15 protein-coding genes are annotated in these 18,110 nt (G+C 63.7%); 6 read left to right on the forward strand and 9 right to left on the reverse strand.

The genetic code is table 11. The annotated features are described in order from the left end of the window. Positions 1 to 95: 95 nt before the first annotated feature. The gene (locus HU772_RS22145; RefSeq protein WP_186660755.1) at positions 96 to 2,162 is read right to left on the reverse strand and encodes an AsmA family protein; all 2,067 of its coding nucleotides are present in this window, start codon (positions 2,160 to 2,162) and stop codon (positions 96 to 98) included. 340 nt (positions 2,163 to 2,502) lie between these two features. On the opposite strand from HU772_RS22145, the gene HU772_RS22150 reads away from it, so the two are divergent. From HU772_RS22150 to HU772_RS22160, 3 genes are all read left to right on the forward strand, one after another. Next, entirely contained in the window at positions 2,503 to 2,958 is a 456-nt protein-coding gene (locus HU772_RS22150; RefSeq protein WP_186660757.1) for a phage infection protein, read from the forward strand. Between the two features lie 123 nt (positions 2,959 to 3,081). Continuing rightward, positions 3,082 to 3,714: a TetR family transcriptional regulator gene (locus HU772_RS22155; protein WP_186660758.1), complete on the forward strand. Its 633-nt coding sequence runs from the start codon at positions 3,082 to 3,084 to the stop codon at positions 3,712 to 3,714. Between the two features lie 151 nt (positions 3,715 to 3,865). Further along, on the forward strand, positions 3,866 to 4,954 hold the full coding sequence (locus HU772_RS22160) for an AGE family epimerase/isomerase (RefSeq protein ID WP_186660759.1): 1,089 nt from the start codon (positions 3,866 to 3,868) through the stop codon (positions 4,952 to 4,954). 117 nt (positions 4,955 to 5,071) lie between these two features. Here the strand turns inward: HU772_RS22160 and HU772_RS22165 are convergent, their stop codons facing one another. The 6 genes from HU772_RS22165 to HU772_RS22190 form a co-directional block, all read right to left on the reverse strand. After that, complete coding sequence (locus tag HU772_RS22165; RefSeq protein WP_094012220.1) at positions 5,072 to 5,839, reverse strand: SDR family oxidoreductase; 768 nt, start codon at positions 5,837 to 5,839, stop codon at positions 5,072 to 5,074. Positions 5,840 to 6,468: 629 nt separating this feature from the next. Then, positions 6,469 to 7,185: an ABC transporter ATP-binding protein gene (locus tag HU772_RS22170; RefSeq protein WP_186660760.1), complete on the reverse strand. Its 717-nt coding sequence runs from the start codon at positions 7,183 to 7,185 to the stop codon at positions 6,469 to 6,471. Beyond that, the gene (locus tag HU772_RS22175) at positions 7,182 to 8,057 is read right to left on the reverse strand and encodes an ABC transporter ATP-binding protein (protein WP_186660761.1); all 876 of its coding nucleotides are present in this window, start codon (positions 8,055 to 8,057) and stop codon (positions 7,182 to 7,184) included. Before HU772_RS22175 ends, HU772_RS22170 begins: the two co-directional genes overlap by 4 nt. After that, a complete protein-coding gene (livM, locus tag HU772_RS22180; protein WP_186660762.1) occupies positions 8,054 to 9,355 on the reverse strand; it encodes a high-affinity branched-chain amino acid ABC transporter permease LivM in 1,302 nt (433 codons plus the stop codon). The genes HU772_RS22175 and livM overlap by 4 nt, the downstream gene beginning before the upstream one ends. Positions 9,356 to 9,357: 2 nt before the next feature. Beyond that, a complete protein-coding gene (locus HU772_RS22185; RefSeq protein WP_186660763.1) occupies positions 9,358 to 10,272 on the reverse strand; it encodes an ABC transporter permease subunit in 915 nt (304 codons plus the stop codon). A 153-nt stretch (positions 10,273 to 10,425) separates the two neighbouring features. Then, positions 10,426 to 11,562: a branched-chain amino acid ABC transporter substrate-binding protein gene (locus tag HU772_RS22190; protein ID WP_186660764.1), complete on the reverse strand. Its 1,137-nt coding sequence runs from the start codon at positions 11,560 to 11,562 to the stop codon at positions 10,426 to 10,428. Positions 11,563 to 12,137: 575 nt separating this feature from the next. On the opposite strand from HU772_RS22190, the gene pncB reads away from it, so the two are divergent. Both pncB and nadE read left to right on the forward strand, forming a co-directional pair. Next, positions 12,138 to 13,343 (forward strand): nicotinate phosphoribosyltransferase, encoded by a 1,206-nt coding sequence (gene pncB / locus HU772_RS22195; RefSeq protein WP_186660766.1) that lies wholly within the window; start codon positions 12,138 to 12,140, stop codon positions 13,341 to 13,343. Between the two features lie 3 nt (positions 13,344 to 13,346). Then, positions 13,347 to 14,174 carry an NAD(+) synthase gene (nadE, locus tag HU772_RS22200; protein WP_186660767.1) on the forward strand — a complete coding sequence of 276 codons (828 nt, stop codon included), beginning with the start codon at positions 13,347 to 13,349 and terminating at the stop codon, positions 14,172 to 14,174. A gap of 110 nt (positions 14,175 to 14,284) precedes the next feature. Here the strand turns inward: nadE and azu are convergent, their stop codons facing one another. After that, positions 14,285 to 14,731 (reverse strand): azurin, encoded by a 447-nt coding sequence (gene azu / locus HU772_RS22205; protein ID WP_050707129.1) that lies wholly within the window; start codon positions 14,729 to 14,731, stop codon positions 14,285 to 14,287. Between the two features lie 344 nt (positions 14,732 to 15,075). On the opposite strand from azu, the gene HU772_RS22210 reads away from it, so the two are divergent. Next, positions 15,076 to 15,663: a cytokinin riboside 5'-monophosphate phosphoribohydrolase gene (locus tag HU772_RS22210; protein ID WP_186660768.1), complete on the forward strand. Its 588-nt coding sequence runs from the start codon at positions 15,076 to 15,078 to the stop codon at positions 15,661 to 15,663. A 129-nt stretch (positions 15,664 to 15,792) separates the two neighbouring features. Here the strand turns inward: HU772_RS22210 and HU772_RS22215 are convergent, their stop codons facing one another. Further along, positions 15,793 to 18,090: a YgiQ family radical SAM protein gene (locus HU772_RS22215; protein WP_186660769.1), complete on the reverse strand. Its 2,298-nt coding sequence runs from the start codon at positions 18,088 to 18,090 to the stop codon at positions 15,793 to 15,795. Between the last annotated feature and the right edge of the window lie 20 nt (positions 18,091 to 18,110).

Here is an 18,110-nt window from a genome sequence, read left to right on the forward strand (position 1 = left end):
CAGCCCGTTCGCGGCACAAGGCCGCTCCTACAAGGGATTGCGTAACCTTTGTAGGAGCGGCCTTGTGCCGCGAACGGGCCGCAACGCGGCCCCCTTCACTTCTTGCCCTTCACCGCAGCTGGCGCCTTGCCGGCGCGCATCTGCTGCAGCAGCGGCGTGCACTGATTGGGCGCATCGCCACTGCTCGGCGCGATCAGCGCCAGCAGCCCAGCCGCAGGTCCGGCCACCACGCCCAGCGCCACCATCCCCGCGCCACGCAGCGCCAGCGGCACCGCCTGCACGCCGGCGCTCGGCTTGGCGAACGGGCCACGCACATACAGCGGCGAACGCAGCGAGAACAGACGCAAGCCCTTGGACTCGGGGGTAATCTTCAAATCCAGCTGCTCGCTGGCGAAGTTGGCCGTGCCATTGATGTAGATGATCGCGTTCTCGGTGTCGAAGACGAACAACCGGGTAGTGGCCAGGCCATCCTTGATCCCGACATCGGCCGCGGCGCAATTGATCTTCACGTCCTCATCGCCGAACAGCTTGCCGATCACGTAGTTGCCCACGTTGAGCCCGGCGATTTCCATCAGGCTGCGGCTGATCGCGCCATCGTTGATCAGCAGGCGCAGATCCCCGCTGGAAGTCCCCAGCAGCGCCGCCACCGAGTTGCCCCGGCCACTGATATCGGCATCGCCATTGAGTTCGCCAAAGCTGGTCTGCATCGGCGCAAAGCCAGGGAACAGTTGCTTGAGCTTGAAGCCTCGCGCGGTCAAGCGGGCGCGACCCTGCAACGGCGCGCTGCGCCCGTCCAGGCGGATGTTGGAGTCGAGGTTGCCACCGGCCACGCCGAAGCGCAGCGGCTCCAGGCGCAGCAGGCCGTCCTCGAGGATCACATGGGCGGACAGGTCGTTGAACGGCAGCTGCTCGCTGTGCACGATGCGCTTGCCGGCGAAGGTCACGTCGGCATCCATGGCTCGCCAGCGCTCGGTGCGGAATTCTTCCACCGGCAGTACCTTGCCGGCTGGCTGCTTGCTGGCGCCGCCACGGGCCTGCTGTTCACTGTTGGAGTCGGCGCCAATCAGCGGTGCCAGGTCCTTGAACAGCAACTGGTTGGATACCAGGTTACCGGACAGCTTCGGCCGCGGCTGGCTGGCGACGAAGGCCAGGTCACCGTGAATATCGCTGTTGCCGATCTTGCCGTTGAACCCCTCGTAACGGAACTGCGCGCCTCCGGCAGCGTGCAGGTTGGCCGTCAGATGACCGTCGGTGGAATACGCGGGCGAATCGGGCAGGGTCACGCCGGTCAATGGGTAGAGGTTGCCCAGGCTGCTGCCGGAGAGTTTCAGGCGCAGGTCGAGGGCGCCGAGGTTGCGCGGGTCGGTCAGGGTCCCGGCCAGCGCGACCTGGGTGTCGCCGATACGCACCTCGGCCTGCAGCGGAAACGGCTGGCTGGCGTCCTGCAGCGCCAGCAGGCCGCCGATCTTGCCGGTGCCGGCCACCGCCAGGCCTTTGTAGCGACCCTGGGCCTTGAAGCCGAAAGCGTAGTCCTGGGCATTGCCAGCCTTTTCAGCGCGGGCCTTGCCGACGATGTCGCTGAACGGAATCGGCTTGCCCAGTGGATCGACCTGCACCTTCATGCTGGTCTTCAGGGTCTGGTCGTCGAAGCTGACATTGCCCTGGTCGAAGCCGATGGCGCCGATGTCCAGCAGCCACTTCGACGGCTCTTCGCTCTCATCCTTGGGCCCGAGATCGAACACCCAGTTGGCCCGGCCATCGGCCAGTCGGGTAAGGCTGGCGCTGGGCTTGACCAGGTCGATTCGCGGGATGCTGATGCGCTGGACGATCAGCGGCAACGGTGCCAGGCGAAAGTCCACGCGCTCCAGGGCGACCATGCGCGGCTCCTTGAGCCAATCGGGGTTGCCCAGGGTGAGGTCTTCGGCGGTGAAGTGCGGCCACGGCACGAAGGCACGCCAACCGCCCTCCTCGGGTTCGGTGCGCCAATGCACGGTGAGGTTGCCATTGATCGCGAACGGCCGGTGCAGGGCTTCAGAAACTTTCTCGTTGAGCAGCGGCTTGACGCGGTTCCAGTCGAAGGTGGCGATCACCACCACCAGGATCGCCAGCAGGGTGGCGAGGGTGGCGAAGGTCCAGATAAGGATTCTGGCAGGGCGCGTCATTGCGTGATTCTCCTGACTACATGGCACATAGGCATTACTGAGGTGGCACTTACTAACTCGGACTGATGAAACCGCGCCGGGTTTAATCCGCTGGGCATGATAACCAGGTTTTTCCTGGCGGTTTTCTCAGCTTTTGGTCGGTGAACATCGCCAGTGTTACCGGGGTGTTGGCGTGCCACTTTTCTGGACAAGCCCCCGTAAACACTGAGGTAGAGCGGCTACGACACAGTATCAATTGCGTCGATTGTTACCATTATCCTGATGAACTTCTCTCTTAAGTTACCGAGCGTAGCATTGGCTTCGTACCCACTTTTCCAGCCCCCGAGAGGAGCACCGAATCATGAAACGCCAACTGCTGCTGAGCCTGACCCTGTCTGTCCTTGCCGCCAACGCCTTCGCCCTGCCGGCCGCCGACCAGCACCTGACCGCCGAATCGCGCTCCAGCGCTGCCACCGTCAGCCAACCGCTGAACACCCTGGCCGAAGGTGGCGCAGAACGCCTGCAAGAACGCGCCGGCCGTGTTGCCGAAGGTGGCTCGGACCGCCTGATCGAGCGTAACAACCGCGTCGCCGAGGGCGGCTCGGATCGCCTGATCGAGCGCACCAACCGCGTCGCCGAAGGCGGTTCGGATCGCCTGATCGAACGCAACAACCGTGTCGCCGAAGGCGGTTCCGAACGCCTGCAGGAACGCACCAACCGCGTCGCCGAAGGCGGTTCGGATCGCCTGATCGAACGCAACAACCGTGTCGCCGAAGGAGGCTCGGACCGCCTGGTCGAACTCAGCCGCGTGAGCTGATCACCATGGCCGAGCACAACAACCCGCCGTGTCGCGCCTGCGCCCCTCCCAGCCCGGTCCATTGACCGGGCTTTGTTTTTTTATCCACAATCGCAGGCCGTCCCATCAAAGAATGCCTGCCCCATGCTGCCGCGCGCCGAACAGAAGCTACAAACCCGCCAGGCCTTGCTGGATGCCGCCTGCCAGCTCATGGAGAGCGGCCGGGGCTTTGGCAGCATCAGCCTGCGTGAGGTGGCCAAGGCGGCTGGCATCGTCCCCACCGGCTTCTATCGCCACTTCCCCGACATGGACGCCCTGGGCCTGGCCCTGGTGGCCGAGGTCGACACCACGTTCCGCCAGACGATCCGCCTGGTACGGCACAACGAATTCGAACTGGGTGGCATCACCGACGCCTCGGTACGCATCTTCCTCGATGTGGTCGTCGCCCACCGCGCGCAGTTCCTGTTCCTCGCCCGCGAACAGTACGGTGGCTCGCAAGCGGTACGCCAGGCCATCGCCCGCCTGCGCCAGGACATCAGCAGCGACCTGGCCACGGACCTGGCGCGCATGCCGCGCTGGCAGCACCTGGACGGCGCCGCGCTGGCGGTGATGGCCGACCTGGTGGTCAAGACCGTGTTCGCCACCCTGCCGGAGCTGATCGACAGCCCCGAGCCAGGCCATCCCCTGGCCCTGACCGCGCAGGAAAAGATCACTCAGCAGCTGCGCTTCATCTTTGTCGGCGCGCGGCATTGGCAGGGCCTGGGCAGCCCCGGCTAACCACACCGGCCTCTTCGCGGGTAAACCCGCTCCCACAGGTTATGGAGGTGCTCCTGTGGGAGCGGGTTTACCCGCGAAAGGGCCGCCACGAACAACCCACAACCACACTTCTGCTACCATGGCGCCCTGCCCGACCGTCATGAGCGTCACCATGTCCGACCCCTGCCCTGCATTGACCCGTTTCCGCCAGCATTTCGCCGAGCGCATCGTGCCGCTGTGGCAAGGCCCAGGCTGGAACGCCGACATGGCACTGCCCTACGAGGCCCTCGACGCCGAGCACCGGCCGCTGCCGGTGCAACGCTACCGAGCCATGGCCTGCGCCCGCCAGCTGTACCTGTTCAGCAGCCGCATCGAACAGCCGGGCGCCGCCGAGCGCGCCGCGGCGCTGTTCCGCTCGCTGCAGAAGCACTTCCACGACGCCGAGCACGGCGGCTGGTTCTACAGCATCGACGCCCAGGGCAAGCCCCTCGACCGGCGCAAAGACCTCTATACCCATGCCTTCATCGTCTTCGCCTGTGCCCACTACTGGGGCAAGGTTGGCGAAGGCCTGGTCGAGGCCACGCTCAACGGCGCCCTCGAAGTCGTTGCCGAGCAGTTCGCCCGCGATGATGGCCTGTACGAGGCCAGCCTCGACGAGGACTGGTCGGACCTGGGCAGCGGCCCGCTGCAGAACCCGCAGATGCACCTGGCCGAGGCCTTCCTGCAGGTGCTGGCGGTACGTGAGGATGAAGAGGTGCGTCACTCGCTGTTGCAGCTGTGCGACGGCTTGCAGGCGCAGTTCATCGAGCCGCAACACGGCCTGATGCTGGAAAAACCGCGCGGGGCTGTGGATAACTGGTTCGAGCCGGGTCACCAGTTCGAATGGTTCTACCTGCTGGATACCTCGCCACTGCTGCGTGGCACGCCGCTGCATGCCTCCATCGACCGCGCTTTCGCCTATGCCGAGCAGAGTGGCGTGAAGGATTCGGCGGTGCTGGCGATGCTGGATGTGGATGGCAAGGTGCTCGATGCGACCCAACGGATCTGGGCGCAGGCCGAATACTTGCGGGCTTTGGCCTTGCGCCCTGCCAACGAAGCGAAGCTGCAGGCCCAGCTACAGGCGCTGGAGTCGCGCTTCCTGCATGCCGGTGGCTGGCATGAGTGCCGGGATGGCGAAGGCGCTGTTAGCCGGCACGACATGCCTTCGACTACGCCGTATCACCTGGCGACCTGCCTCGAAGGCTTGCAACGCCAGGCCTGACGCATTCGCGGGTAAACCCGCTCCCACAGGGGCGGCGCCAGCTTCAGGATCGGCGCCCTGCCTGTAGGAGCCGGCGTTACCGGCGAACGGCCCGCAAAGCGGGCCCCATCACAGAATTCAGCCCTTGACCGAGCGGTCGATCGAGAACCCTGCCCAATCCTGACTGACCGGCATCAGCTCGAGGCTGTTGATGTTGATGTGCGCCGGCTGGTTGAGGATCCAGAAAATGGTCTCGGCGATGTCCTGCGGCTGGATCGGCTCGGCGCCGGCATAGGTGGCGTCATACTTGGCCTGGTCACCACCGAAGCGCACCAGCGAAAACTCGCTCTCGCACAACCCTGGCTCGATATTGCTCACCCGTACCCCGGTACCGCGCAGGTCGCAGCGCAGGCTCAGGGAGAATTGGCCGACGAAGGCCTTGGTGCCGCCATATACGTTGGCGCCCGGGTACGGGTAGTTGCCCGCCACGGAACCGACGTTGAGGATCGACGCGCCGCGCCCATGGGCGATCAGCCGTGGCAGCAACAAGCGGGTGGTGTACATCAAGCCCTTGATGTTGGTGTCGACCATGGTTTCCCAGTCGTCCAGGCTGCAGTTCTGCGCGGCATCGACACCCAGCGCGAGACCAGCGTTGTTGACCAGGCCCTGGAGCTTGTCGAAGCTCGGCGGCAGGCTGGCGATGGCGGCTTCCATCGCCTGGCGGTCACGCACATCGACCACCAGGCCGTGCACTTCGGTCTTGGCCGACAATTCCTGGCACAGCGCGTCCAGACGCTCCTTGCGTCGACCGGTGAGCACCAGCTTCCAGCCGGCATCGGCGAAACGGCGGGCGGTGGCCTCACCGAAACCGGAAGTCGCGCCAGTGATGAATACGGTGGACGTCATGCTCTTCTCCTTAGCTGTGGATTGCCAATGGCAGGCCACGCAGCATGCCCGGCGCAGGGCGCGGCGACAACCATTTCAGCGACTGGTCAAAAAACGAGCAAACCGTCCAAACCCCCGGAATAGATAGCCTTGGCAAGGCTATGCGCACCTTATCCACAGGGCTTTCCCCACGCATTGGGGGCAACTTGTCGGGCCAGGGGAACCCGATGCGGCTGTGGACATCTGCGCATGATGGCGCAACGCTTTCAATCATGCCGCCTGCGGCAGTCTGTCCAAAGTTTTTACACAGAGTTATCCACAGACCGCCGAATGCTGTGCGACCAGCGTAGCTGTTCGAAAAAACACGGCTGAAGCCTGTATAAAACGCATCTGATCAAAAAACGAACAAAGCCATACAGGCTTTGATATTCGAGGGCTTTAGCGAGGTGCCACCATGTTTTCCACAGGCGGTTCCACATAATCCGTGGAAAGTTTTGTACCTGTGGAAACAAGCGCTTGCGAGCGGATTGTGGAGTGCTTCGAGAAAGATATGCGACAAGTTGTCCACATCCATCAAACGCATGGCGGGGCAAGCCCGCTCCCACGACCTGTGGGAGCGGGCTTGCCCCGCCATGTCTGCACAATGTGAGTCAGTGCCCGCCCAGGTAGGCGTTGCGCACCTCCTCGTTGACCAGCAGTTCCTGCCCGGTCCCGGTCATGCGAATCTGCCCGTTGACCATCACATAGGCGCGGTCCGACAGCTTCAATGCATGGTTGGCGTTCTGCTCGACCAGGAAGATGGTCATGCCGGTCTGCGCCAGTTCGCGCAGGGTCGCGAAGATCTGCTTGACCACGATCGGCGCCAGCCCCAGCGACGGCTCGTCGAGCAGCAGCAGTTTCGGCCGGCTCATCAGCGCCCGGGCAATCGCCAGCATCTGCTGCTCTCCGCCCGACATGGTCATCGCCCGCTGGTTGCGCCGTTCCTTGAGCCGCGGGAACAGTTCGTACATGCGCTGCATGTCGGCATCGGCATGCTTGTCGCCAATGGGGATGGTACCCATCATCAGGTTCTCCTCGACGGTCATGTCGGGGAACACCCGGCGCCCTTCCGGGGACTGGGCAATACCGTTGGAGGCAATGTAGTGCGACGACTTGCGGGTGATGTCAGTGCCACGGTAGACGATCTGCCCGGACGCCGCCCGTGGCTGGCCGAAGATCGACATCAGCAGCGTCGACTTGCCCGCGCCGTTGGCGCCGATCAGGCTCACCGTCTCGCCCTCGTCAATGTGCATCGAGACCTTCTTCAACGCCTGGATCGGCCCGTAGAACACGTCCAGGTCCTTCAGCTCGAGAATGGGTGCACTCATACCAGTTCCTCTTCGTCGGCACCCAGGTAGGCGGCGATCACCGTCGGGTTGTTGCGGATGTCCTGCGGTGCGCCCTCGGCGATCACGTTGCCGTGGTCGAGCACGACGATATGGTCGGAGATGCTCATGACCATGCCCATGTCGTGCTCGATCAGCACCACGGTGATGTCGTGCTCGTCGCGCAGCACGCGGATCATGCGGCTCAGGGCCTCGGTTTCCTGAGGGTTGAGGCCGGCGGCCGGCTCATCCAGGCAGATGATCTTCGGCCGCGTGCACATGGCCCGGGCGATTTCCAGGCGCCGCTGCTGGCCGTAGGAAAGCTCGCCGGCCAGGCGGTTGGCGCAATCCACCAGATCGACTACCTCCAGCCAGTAGAAGGCATGATCCAGCGCGTCGCTCTCGGCCTTGCGGTAACCCGGGGTGTTGAGCACGCCAGCCAGCAGGTTGCGGTTGACCCACATGTGCTGGGCCACCAGCAGGTTCTCCACCACCGACATTTCCTTGAACAGGCGAATGTTCTGGAAGGTGCGGGCAAGACCTGCGCGGTTGACCAGGTGGGTGCCGCCGAACATCTTGTAGTACATGCGGTTGGCGAAGCGCGCCGGGGATACGAAGTCGGCCGCCTGGAAGCGCTCGCCAAGCAGCTGGATGACATTGGTGGTGCTGCCACGCAGGTTCAGCTCGATGCGCCCGCCGCTGGCCTTGTAGAAGCCGGTCAGGCAGTTGAACACTGTGGTCTTGCCAGCGCCGTTGGGGCCGATCAGGGCGAAGATCTGGTTGCGCCGGACCTTCAGGCTGACATCACTGAGCGCCTTGATCCCACCGAACTGCATCATCAGGTTGTCGACCGACAGAATGATATCGTCGCTCATGGCGCCACTCCTTTACGCGGGACCACGCCGGTACGGCTGATGCGGATCAGCCCCCGCGGTCGCCAGATCATCATCAGCACCATCAGCACGCCGAACAGCAGCACCCGGTATTCCGAGAAGCTACGCAGCAACTCCGGAGCCACGGTCAGCACAAAGGCCGCGATCACCACGCCCACGGTCGAGCCCATGCCGCCGAGCACGACGATGGCCAGGATCAGCGCCGACTCGAAGAAGGTGAACGACGATGGATTGACGAAGCCTTGGTAGGTGGCGAAGAACACCCCGGCCAGACCGGCGGTGGAAGCACCCAGGGTGAACGCCGACAGCTTGACCAGCACGTGGTTGAGGCCCATCGAACGGCAGGCGATCTCGTCCTCGCGCAGCGCTTCCCAGGCGCGCCCCACCGGCATGCGAGTCAGTCGGTGCTTGATGTACAGCACCGCCAGCACCACCAGGAACAGCACCGCGTAGATGAACACGAACTTGAGGTTGGCGTTGTACTCGAAGCCAAAGAACTCGTGGATCGGCACCCCGCCGTCCTTGGCCCGGCGCCCGAACTCCAGGCCCAGGAAGGTCGGCGACGGCGCCGGCATACCGTTGGGGCCACCGGTGAACGACAGCCAGTTGTTCAGCACCAGGCGGATGATCTCACCGAAGCCGAGGGTGACGATGGCCAGGTAGTCGCCATGCATCCTTAGCACCGGGAAGCCGAGTATGCACCCGGCCAGCGCCGCGGCGATGGCCGCCAGCGGCAGCACGCTCCAGAAGCCCAGGCCCAGGTACTGGTAGCCCAGCGCCAGGCCATAGGCGCCGATGGCGTAGAACGCCACGTAGCCGAGGTCGAGCAGGCCGGCCAGGCCGACCACGATGTTCAGGCCCAGGCCCAGCAGCACGTAGATCAGGCCGAGGATAACCACCGTCAGCAGGTACTTGTTGGCGAAGATCGGGAACACGATGGCGATCACCACAAGCGCCGGGATGATGTAGCGCAGGCGGGACTTGTAGTCCGGCGCCAGCACGTGCACGCCCGAACCGCCGCTGTCGAAGCCCTGGAGCATGCGCTGGCCCGCCGCGGTCTGCAGGTACAGGCTGAGCAGGAAGCGCCCTAGCATCACCCCGCCGACCAGCCAGGCCACGCGGGTGGGTTCGGCGTTGAAGCTGTAACCGTCGAGCACCACGCCGACGATCGGGCCAAAGACAATCAGGGCCAGCAGGCCGGCGACCACGGTCTCCAGCAAGCTGCGTTTGAGGTCGAACCCTTTGGTCTGGGTCACGGAGGCAGTATTGGCAGCAGACATGTTCACACCTTAGCCACGAGCGGGCGACCCAGCAGGCCCTGGGGACGGAAGATGAGGATGATCACCAGCAGCGAGAAGCTGAACACGTCCTTGTAGTCGGAGTTGATCATGCCCGAGAACAGCGATTCGGAAATGCCCAGGATGATCCCGCCGAGCATGGCCCCCGGCAGCGAGCCGATGCCGCCGAGCACCGCGGCGGTGAACGCCTTGATGCCGATGATGAAGCCGGCGTAGAAGTCGAAGGTGCCGTAGTTCATGGTGATCAGCACACCGGCCAGCGCAGCCATCACCGCACCGATGACGAACACGTAGGAGATCACCCGGTCGGTGTTGATGCCGAGGATCGAGGCCATCTTGCGGTCTTGCTGGGTGGCACGGCACATGCGGCCGAGTTTGGTGTACTTGATCACGTAGGTGAGCAGGCCCATGCCGACGAAGGCTGCGACCAGGATGAAGATCTTGGTGTAGGTCAGTTGCACGAAGCCGGTGCCAACCTCGATGCGCATGGCGCCTTCGAGCAGGGTCGGCACGCCTTGCTGGCGGGCGCCCTGGCTGATCTGCGCGTAGTTCTGCAGGATCAGCGAAATGCCGATGGCGCTGATCAAGGGCGCCAGGCGGGTGGAGTTGCGCAGGGGTTTGTAGGCGATGCGTTCGATGGTGAAGCCATAGACGCCGGTGACGACGACGGTGAACAACAGCGTGCCGAGCATCAGCAGGGGAAATGACTCGATGCCGAAATAGGCCAGCAATGCCAGGCTGATCGCCGCCAGGTACGCGGAGATCATGTACACCTCGCCGTGCGCGAAGTTGATCATGCCGATGATGCCATAGACCATTGTGTAGCCGATGGCGATCAGGCCGTAGACCGACCCTAAGGTCAGGCCGTTGACCAGTTGCTGCAGGAAAATACCATCCATAACGCAATCTCACCTGATTGAGATTGCACGAGCGCCGACCACGCAAGGCCCGGATGCAGCGGCCCTCGCAGCGCAGAACTGTGCAGATCTACTGACAATGACAGGTACCGCGGGGCAATGGCCCGGGCAACGCGCCCGGGCCGGATGCCGTTGTTATTGTTGTTTTTCCAGCTGGTGGTACTTGCCGTTGGCATCCCACTGGTAGACCACGTAGTCGGAGACGGTCAGGTCGCCCTTACTGTCCCACTTCTTCTCGCCCATGACAGTCTTGACCGGGTTGGCCTTGAGCCACTTGGCGGCGTCCTCGCCCTTGTTCGACTTGGCGCCGTTGAAGGCGGCGGCCAGCGCCTGGACCGAGGCGTAGGCATACAGGGTGTAGCCTTCGGGCTCGGTGCCGTTCTTGCGGAACTCCTCGACCACTGCCTTGCTGTCGGGCAGCAGGCGTGGGTCGGCGCCGAAGGTCATGTACACGCCGTTGGTGTACTGGGCGCCGCCGGCGGTGGCCACCAGTTCGTCGGTAACGATGCCGTCGTCGGACATGAACGCCACGTCCTTCAGGCCCTGCTCGCGCAGCTGGCGCACCAGCGGGCCGGCCTCGGGGTGCAGGCCGCCGAAGTAGACGACGTCGGCACCGGCGGCGCGGATCTTGGTGACCACCGCGCTGAAGTCCTTCTCGCCACGGGTCAGGCCTTCGTACAACACCGGGGTGACACCACGCTTGATCAGCTGCGCCTTGGTCGCGTCGGCCAGGCCCTGGCCGTAGGTGTCCTTGTCGTGCAGCACCACCACCTTCTTGCCCTTGAGCACATCGACGATGTAGTTGCCGGCGACGATGCCCTGCTGGTCGTCACGCCCGCACATGCGGAACATCGCCGACAGGCCGCGCTCGGTCACCTGCGGGTTGGTCGAGCCCGGGGTGATGGCGATCACGCCGGCTTCGTCGTAGACCTCGGAAGCGGGGATGGTGTTGGAGGAGCAGAAGTGGCCGACCACGCCAATCACCTTGTCCTGGTCGACCAGGCGGTTGGCCACGGCCACGGCCTGCTTCGGCTCGCAGGCGTCATCGCCCTTGACCAGTACGATCTTCTCGCCGTTGACGCCACCGGCCTTGTTGATCACATCGGCCGCGGCCTGCGCACCCTTCATGTACTGCTCGCCAAACGCTGCGTTGGCCCCGGTCATGGGGCCTGCGACGCCAAACTTGACGTCGGCCTGAACATACGAAGAAACACCCAGTGCCGTGGCCACGGCCAGTGCCAGGAAACCTTTCTTGTAAAACGTCTGCGACATGAGGTGGTGCTCCTAGAGTATTTTTTTTGGTTGGCACTACAACTTCTCAGCCCTGTGCTCCGAGCAAGGGCCGTGCCAGTGGATTTGTCTTCCGGGAAAACACACGATGAGGGGCGCGATGAGGCGACCGGCGGCCTTTTCTTTATTGAGCGTGCAACCGTCTGCCATGAGGCAAGCGCCACCGACACGCCTAGACAAGGAGCAACCGTCGAGCGCCATCATTGCAACCCCGGCAAGTGTTAACGTGCAACCAGCCTGTAACAGCGGACGTCACCGAACTGCACACCGCTGGTGCGCGACTGCTACAGGGAGCACTGTTTGAAGGCTAGCCGGTGCACGGAAAAACACCTGTTTTGCCTGAGCCGGCCTCTTCGCGGGTTTACCCGCTCCCACATGAGCCGCGCGACGCCTGAGCCTCACTTGTAGGAGCCAGCGTCCACAAAAGACAGTTGCTGTCACAGGATGGCACTCTACCTGTGGGAGCGGGTTTACCCGCGAAGAGGCCGGTACAGGCGCAATATCACCCCAAAGGCTGGCACAATACCCGCCATTGCCCGCCCTGGAGCTTCCCCCTGATGAGCGAGAGCGCATTCGCCGAGCGCATCGTGCACAACCTGCTCGACACCGACTTCTACAAACTGACGATGATGCAGGCCGTGCTGCACAACTACCCGGACGCCGACGTCGAATGGGAGTTTCGCTGCCGCAACGGCGAGGACCTGCGCCCCTACCTGGGCGAGATTCGCCACCAGCTCGAGCTGCTCAGCGAACTCACCCTGGATGACGGCCAACTGGCCTTCCTCGAACGCATCAGCTTCCTCAAGCCGGACTTCCTGCGCTTCTTGCGTCTGTTCCGCTTCAACCTGCGCTACGTGCGCATCGGCATCGAAAACGACCAGCTGTTCCTGCGCCTGAAAGGCCCCTGGCTGCATGTGATCCTGTTCGAGGTGCCGTTGCTGGCGATCATCAGCGAGGTGCGCAACCGCCACCTGCACCCGCGCATGCGCCTGAGCGAAGCCCGCGACCAGCTGCAGCGCAAGTTCGACTGGCTGCGCGCCCATGCCAGCGCCGACGAGCTGGCCGAGTTGCAGGTGGCCGACTTCGGCACCCGCCGGCGCTTCTCCAGCCGGGTGCAGGCCGAGGTGGTGCGGGTGCTGCGCGATGATTTCCCGGGGCGCTTCGTCGGCACCAGCAACGTCGACCTGGCCTGGAAGCTGGATCTCAAGCCCCTGGGCACCATGGCCCACGAGTGGATCATGGCCCACCAACAGCTCGGCCCGCGGCTGATCGACAGCCAGATCGCCGCGCTGGACTGCTGGGTTCGCGAGTACCGCGGCCTGCTCGGTATCGCCCTGACCGACTGCATCACCATGGATGCCTTCCTGCGCGATTTCGACCTGTACTTCGCCAAGCTGTTCGATGGCCTGCGCCACGACTCGGGCGATCCAGTGCAATGGGCGGAAAAGGCCATCGCCCATTACCAGAAGCTCGGCATCGACCCGATGACCAAGACCCTGGTGTTCTCCGACGGCCTGAACCTGACCCGTTCACTGGAAATCTTCCGTGCCCTGCGCGGGCGCATCAACGTCAGCTTCGGTATCGGCACCAACCTGACCTGCGACATACCGGGCGTGGCGCCGATGAACATCGTGCTTAAAATGACCGACTGCAACGGCTCGCCGGTGGCGAAGATCTCTGACGAAGCCGCCAAGACCCAGTGCCGCGACGCCAACTTCGTCGCCTACATGCGCCACGTATTCAAAGTCCCCAGCAAGGAGTAACCCATGCAAGCCGTACAGCAAGAGATTGCCCAGGCCCTCAAGGTGCAGCCGCCGTTCGCTGATGCCGCCGCGCTGGAGACCGAAGTCGCCCGCCGCGTGGCCTTCATCAAGGACTGCCTGGCCAACGCCCGGCTCAAGACCCTGGTGCTGGGCATCAGCGGCGGCGTCGACTCGCTGACCGCCGCCCTGCTCGCCCAGCGCGCCATCAATGAGCTGCGCAGCGAGACCGGCGACCAGGCCTACACCTTCATCGCCGTGCGCCTGCCGTACCAGGTGCAGCACGATGAGCACGATGCCCAGGCCTGCCTGGAGGTGATCAAGGCCGACGAGGTGCACACCATCGACATCGCCCCGGCGGTGAAGGCCCTGGCGGCGGAAGTTCAGGAGCTGAAAAACGGTTCGCCGAGCCTGGTGGACTTTGTCGTCGGCAACGTCAAGGCGCGTACCCGCATGGTCGCCCAGTACACCATCGCCGGCGCCCGCGCAGGCCTGGTGATCGGCACCGACCATGCCGCCGAGGCGGTGATGGGCTTCTTTACTAAGTTCGGTGATGGGGCCTGCGACCTGGCGCCGCTGAGCGGGCTGGTGAAGAACCAGGTGCGGGCGATCGCGCGCAGCTTTGGCGCGCCAGAGTCGCTGGTGGAGAAGGTACCGACCGCGGACCTCGAAGACCTGGAACCGGGCAAGCCGGACGAAGCGTCCCACGGCGTGACCTACCAGCAGATCGATGCCTTCCTGCATGGGCAGCCGGTCGATCAGGAGGCGTTCGACATCATCGTCGCCACCTACCGCAAGACCCAGCACAAACGCGAACTGCCGTTCGCCCCATAAAAGCTTCGCGGCGGTTCGGCGCCCCGACAAGCCCGCTCCCACAGGATTTCACATCACCTGTGGGAGCGGGCTTGCCCGCGAATAGGCCCTAAAGCCCTAGACCGCTGTCATTACTTGACGACGACCTTGCCCTTCATCATCGAGATGTGGCCCGGGAAGGTGCAGAAGAAGCTGTAGTCGCCACCGGCTTCCAGCTTCGAGGTGTCGAGCTTGATGGTGTCTTTTTCGCCGGCACCGATCATCTTGGTGTGGCCGATGATCGCGGCGTTGTCGGCCTTGATGTAGTCCTTGTCCAGCCCCTGGGACATGCCCTCGGTAGCGATGGCCTGCATGTCGGCGGTCTTGCTGATCACCAGGTTGTGGCCCATGACGTTCTTCGGCAGGCTGCCGCCGTGGGTCAGTTCGATCTCGACGGTCTTGCAGCTCTTGTCGATGGTGAATTCCTTGGTGTTGAACGACATCTGGTCGGTCGAGTCGACAGTCACCTTGCAGTCGGCGGCAAAGACAGAGGCGCTGGCGAGGGTCAGCAGGGATACCGCTACAGCTTTCGCAAACATCATGAATCTCCTTGGCAGGGTTTTATCAATTGCGAGACTGCCTGAAAACAGGACGCCCGTACCTGATGTGGGTCAAGGGGTGTCAAGTGGCCAGCCAGTAAATTTGTTCAATGGATTGTATACAACCATTCAAAGTGCACATCATGCCCTCTTGATAGACGATGGGACAACCTCTCATTTAGGAGTTGAATGAAATGTCCCTCTCCAATTTCATGAACAGTCTGCTCGCCGCCTATGCCCACGGCGCCAGCGGTGCAATCTGCGAGTTCGCCCGCCCCGAGTGATCCCCCTTGGAAGTGACAGGCATGCGCCTTACCCTGTGCGCCAGTAAAGGGAGAGAAGCTATGCCTGTACGTTCCGTTTGTGTGTTCTGTGGCGCCAGCATCGGCGCCAACCCCGCCTACCGTGAAGCCGCCGTCGCCCTCGGCGAGGCCATCGCCCGTCGCGGCCTGACGCTGGTCTACGGTGGTGGCGCGGTCGGCCTGATGGGCACCGTGGCCGACGCCGCCCTGGCCGCCGGTGGCGAAGTGGTCGGCATCATTCCCCAGAGCCTGATGAACGCCGAAATCGGCCACAAAGGCCTGACCCGCCTGGAAGTGGTGGATGGCATGCACGCGCGCAAGGCGCGCATGGCCGAGCTCAGCGATGCCTTCATCGCCCTGCCGGGTGGCCTGGGCACGTTGGAGGAACTGTTCGAGGTGTGGACCTGGGGGCAACTGGGCTATCACGCCAAGCCGCTGGGGCTGCTGGATGTGAACGGGTTCTATGAAAAGCTGGGCGGGTTCCTCGACCATATCGTCGAAGAGGGCTTCGTGCGGCCGCAGCACCGGGCGATGCTGTTGCTCGGGCAGCAGCCGGATGAGTTGCTGGAGGGGATGGACAGGTTCGAGTCGCCGGTATTGCCGAAGTGGGTCGACAAGCAGCCGGATTGAAGGCTGAAATCCTGGGACCGCTTCGCGGTCCTTTCGCGACACAAGGCCGCTCCTACAGAAGATCGCATTCGCCTGTAGGAGCGGCCTTGTGCCGCGAAAGGGCTGCATAGCAGCCCCAAGAAAGATCAATCAACGCGGAATGACCGGCTGGCGCGGCTTCTTGCCCTTGCCGCCCTTGGCTGCCTCTTTACGCTCCTTGGCCGCCTGCTGGTTGCGGGCGAACGCCTCGGCCTTGGCCTTCTCGCGCTTGTCCCACGGCTTGCTGCCGTCGCTGGCGCGCGGTGGCAGGCCGGTGTGCTGGGTGAGGATCTTCTGCTCCTTGCCCACCTTGTGGCTGCCGGCCGGGGTCGAGTTCTTGCGTCGCGCACTCTGGTAAGTGTCGGTCTGCGGCTGGTGCAGCGGGATCAACTGGTGCTTGCCCGGCCCGATCAGGTCGGCACGGCCCATGCGCTGCAGCGCTTCCCGCAGCATCGGCCAGCCCTTCGGGTCGTGGTAGCGCAGGAACGCCTTATGCAAGCGGCGCTGTTCCTCGCTCTTGACGATCTCCACCCCTTCGCTCTTGTAGGTGACCTTGCGCAACGGGTTCTTGCCCGAGTGGTACATGGCGGTCGCCGAAGCCATCGGTGACGGGTAGAACGCCTGCACCTGGTCGGCACGGAAGCCGTTGCCCTTGAGCCACAGGGCCAGGTTCATCATGTCTTCGTCGGTGGTGCCCGGGTGCGCGGCGATGAAGTACGGGATCAGGTACTGTTCCTTGCCCGCCTCTTTCGAGAACTTCTCGAACATGCGCTTGAAGCGGTCGTAGGTGCCGATGCCCGGCTTCATCATCTTGTCCAGCGGGCCACGCTCGGTGTGCTCCGGGGCGATCTTCAGGTAACCACCAACGTGGTGGGTCACCAGCTCGCGCACGTACTCCGGCGATTCCACCGCCAGGTCGTAGCGCAGGCCCGAAGCGATCAGGATCTTCTTCACCCCCGGCAGGGCACGGGCCTTGCGGTACAGCTCGATCAGCGAGCTGTGGTCGGTGTTGAGGTTCTCGCAAATGCCGGGGAACACGCACGACGGCTTGCGGCAGTGCTTCTCGATGTCGTGGCTCTTGCAGGCGATGCGGTACATGTTGGCGGTCGGCCCGCCAAGGTCGGAGACCACGCCGGTGAAGCCCGGCACCTTGTCACGCATCTCTTCGATCTCGTGCAGGATCGATTCGTGCGAACGGTTCTGGATGATCCGCCCTTCGTGCTCGGTGATCGAGCAGAAGGTGCAGCCGCCGAAGCAGCCACGCATGATGTTCACCGAGAAACGGATCATCTCGTAGGCCGGGATGCGCTCCTTGCCATAGGCCGGGTGCGGAATGCGCGCGTAGGGCATGCCGAACACGTAGTCCATTTCCTCGGTGGTCATGGGAATGGGTGGCGGGTTGAACCACACATCCACTTCGCCATGCTTCTGCACCAGGGCGCGGGCGTTGCCCGGGTTGGTCTCCAGGTGCAGCACGCGGTTGGCGTGCGCGTAGAGCACCGGGTCGTTGCGCACCTTCTCGAACGACGGCAGGCGGATCACCGACTTTTCACGGGTGACGCTCGGGCTGTCGAGAATCTGCACCACCTTGGCTTCGTTCGGGTCTTCCTGGTCGCCCTTGGCCTGCTCGATGGCGCAGGCCTGGGTGTCCTGGGTGTTCACGTACGGGTTGATGATCTTGTCGACCCGGCCTGGGCGGTCGATGCGGGTGGAATCGATCTCGAACCAGCCCTGCGGGGTGTCGCGGCGAATGAACGCGGTGCCACGCACATCGGTGATCTGCTCGATGCTCTCGCCCTGGGACAGGCGCTGGGCGACCTCGACGATGGCGCGCTCGGCGTTGCCGTACAGCAGGATGTCGGCGCTGGCGTCGACCAGGATCGAGTGACGTACCTTGTCCTGCCAGTAGTCGTAGTGAGCGATTCGACGCAGCGAGGCCTCGATGCCGCCCAGCACGATCGGCACGTGCTTGTAGGCTTCCTTGCAACGCTGGCTGTACACCAGGCTGGCGCGGTCCGGGCGCTTGCCGGCCAGGCCGCCAGGGGTATAGGCGTCGTCGGAGCGGATCTTCTTGTCCGCGGTGTAGCGGTTGATCATCGAGTCCATGTTGCCTGCCGCAACGCCGAAGAACAGGTTCGGCTCGCCGAGCTTCATGAAGTCGTCTTTCGACTGCCAGTTCGGCTGGGCGATGATGCCTACGCGGAAACCCTGGGCTTCCAGCAGACGACCAATGATGGCCATGCCGAACGAGGCGTGGTCGACATAGGCGTCGCCGGTCACGATGATGATGTCGCAGGAATCCCAGCCGAGCTGATCCATTTCCTCCCTGCTCATCGGCAGGAACGGTGCCGGCCCGAAGCATTCGGCCCAGTACTTGGGATAGTCGTAGAGTGGTTTGGCTGCTTGCATGTCAGTGACCGGTTCTGGTG

The organism is Pseudomonas xantholysinigenes (assembly GCF_014268885.2).
Classification (GTDB): Bacteria; Pseudomonadota; Gammaproteobacteria; order Pseudomonadales; family Pseudomonadaceae; genus Aquipseudomonas; species Aquipseudomonas xantholysinigenes.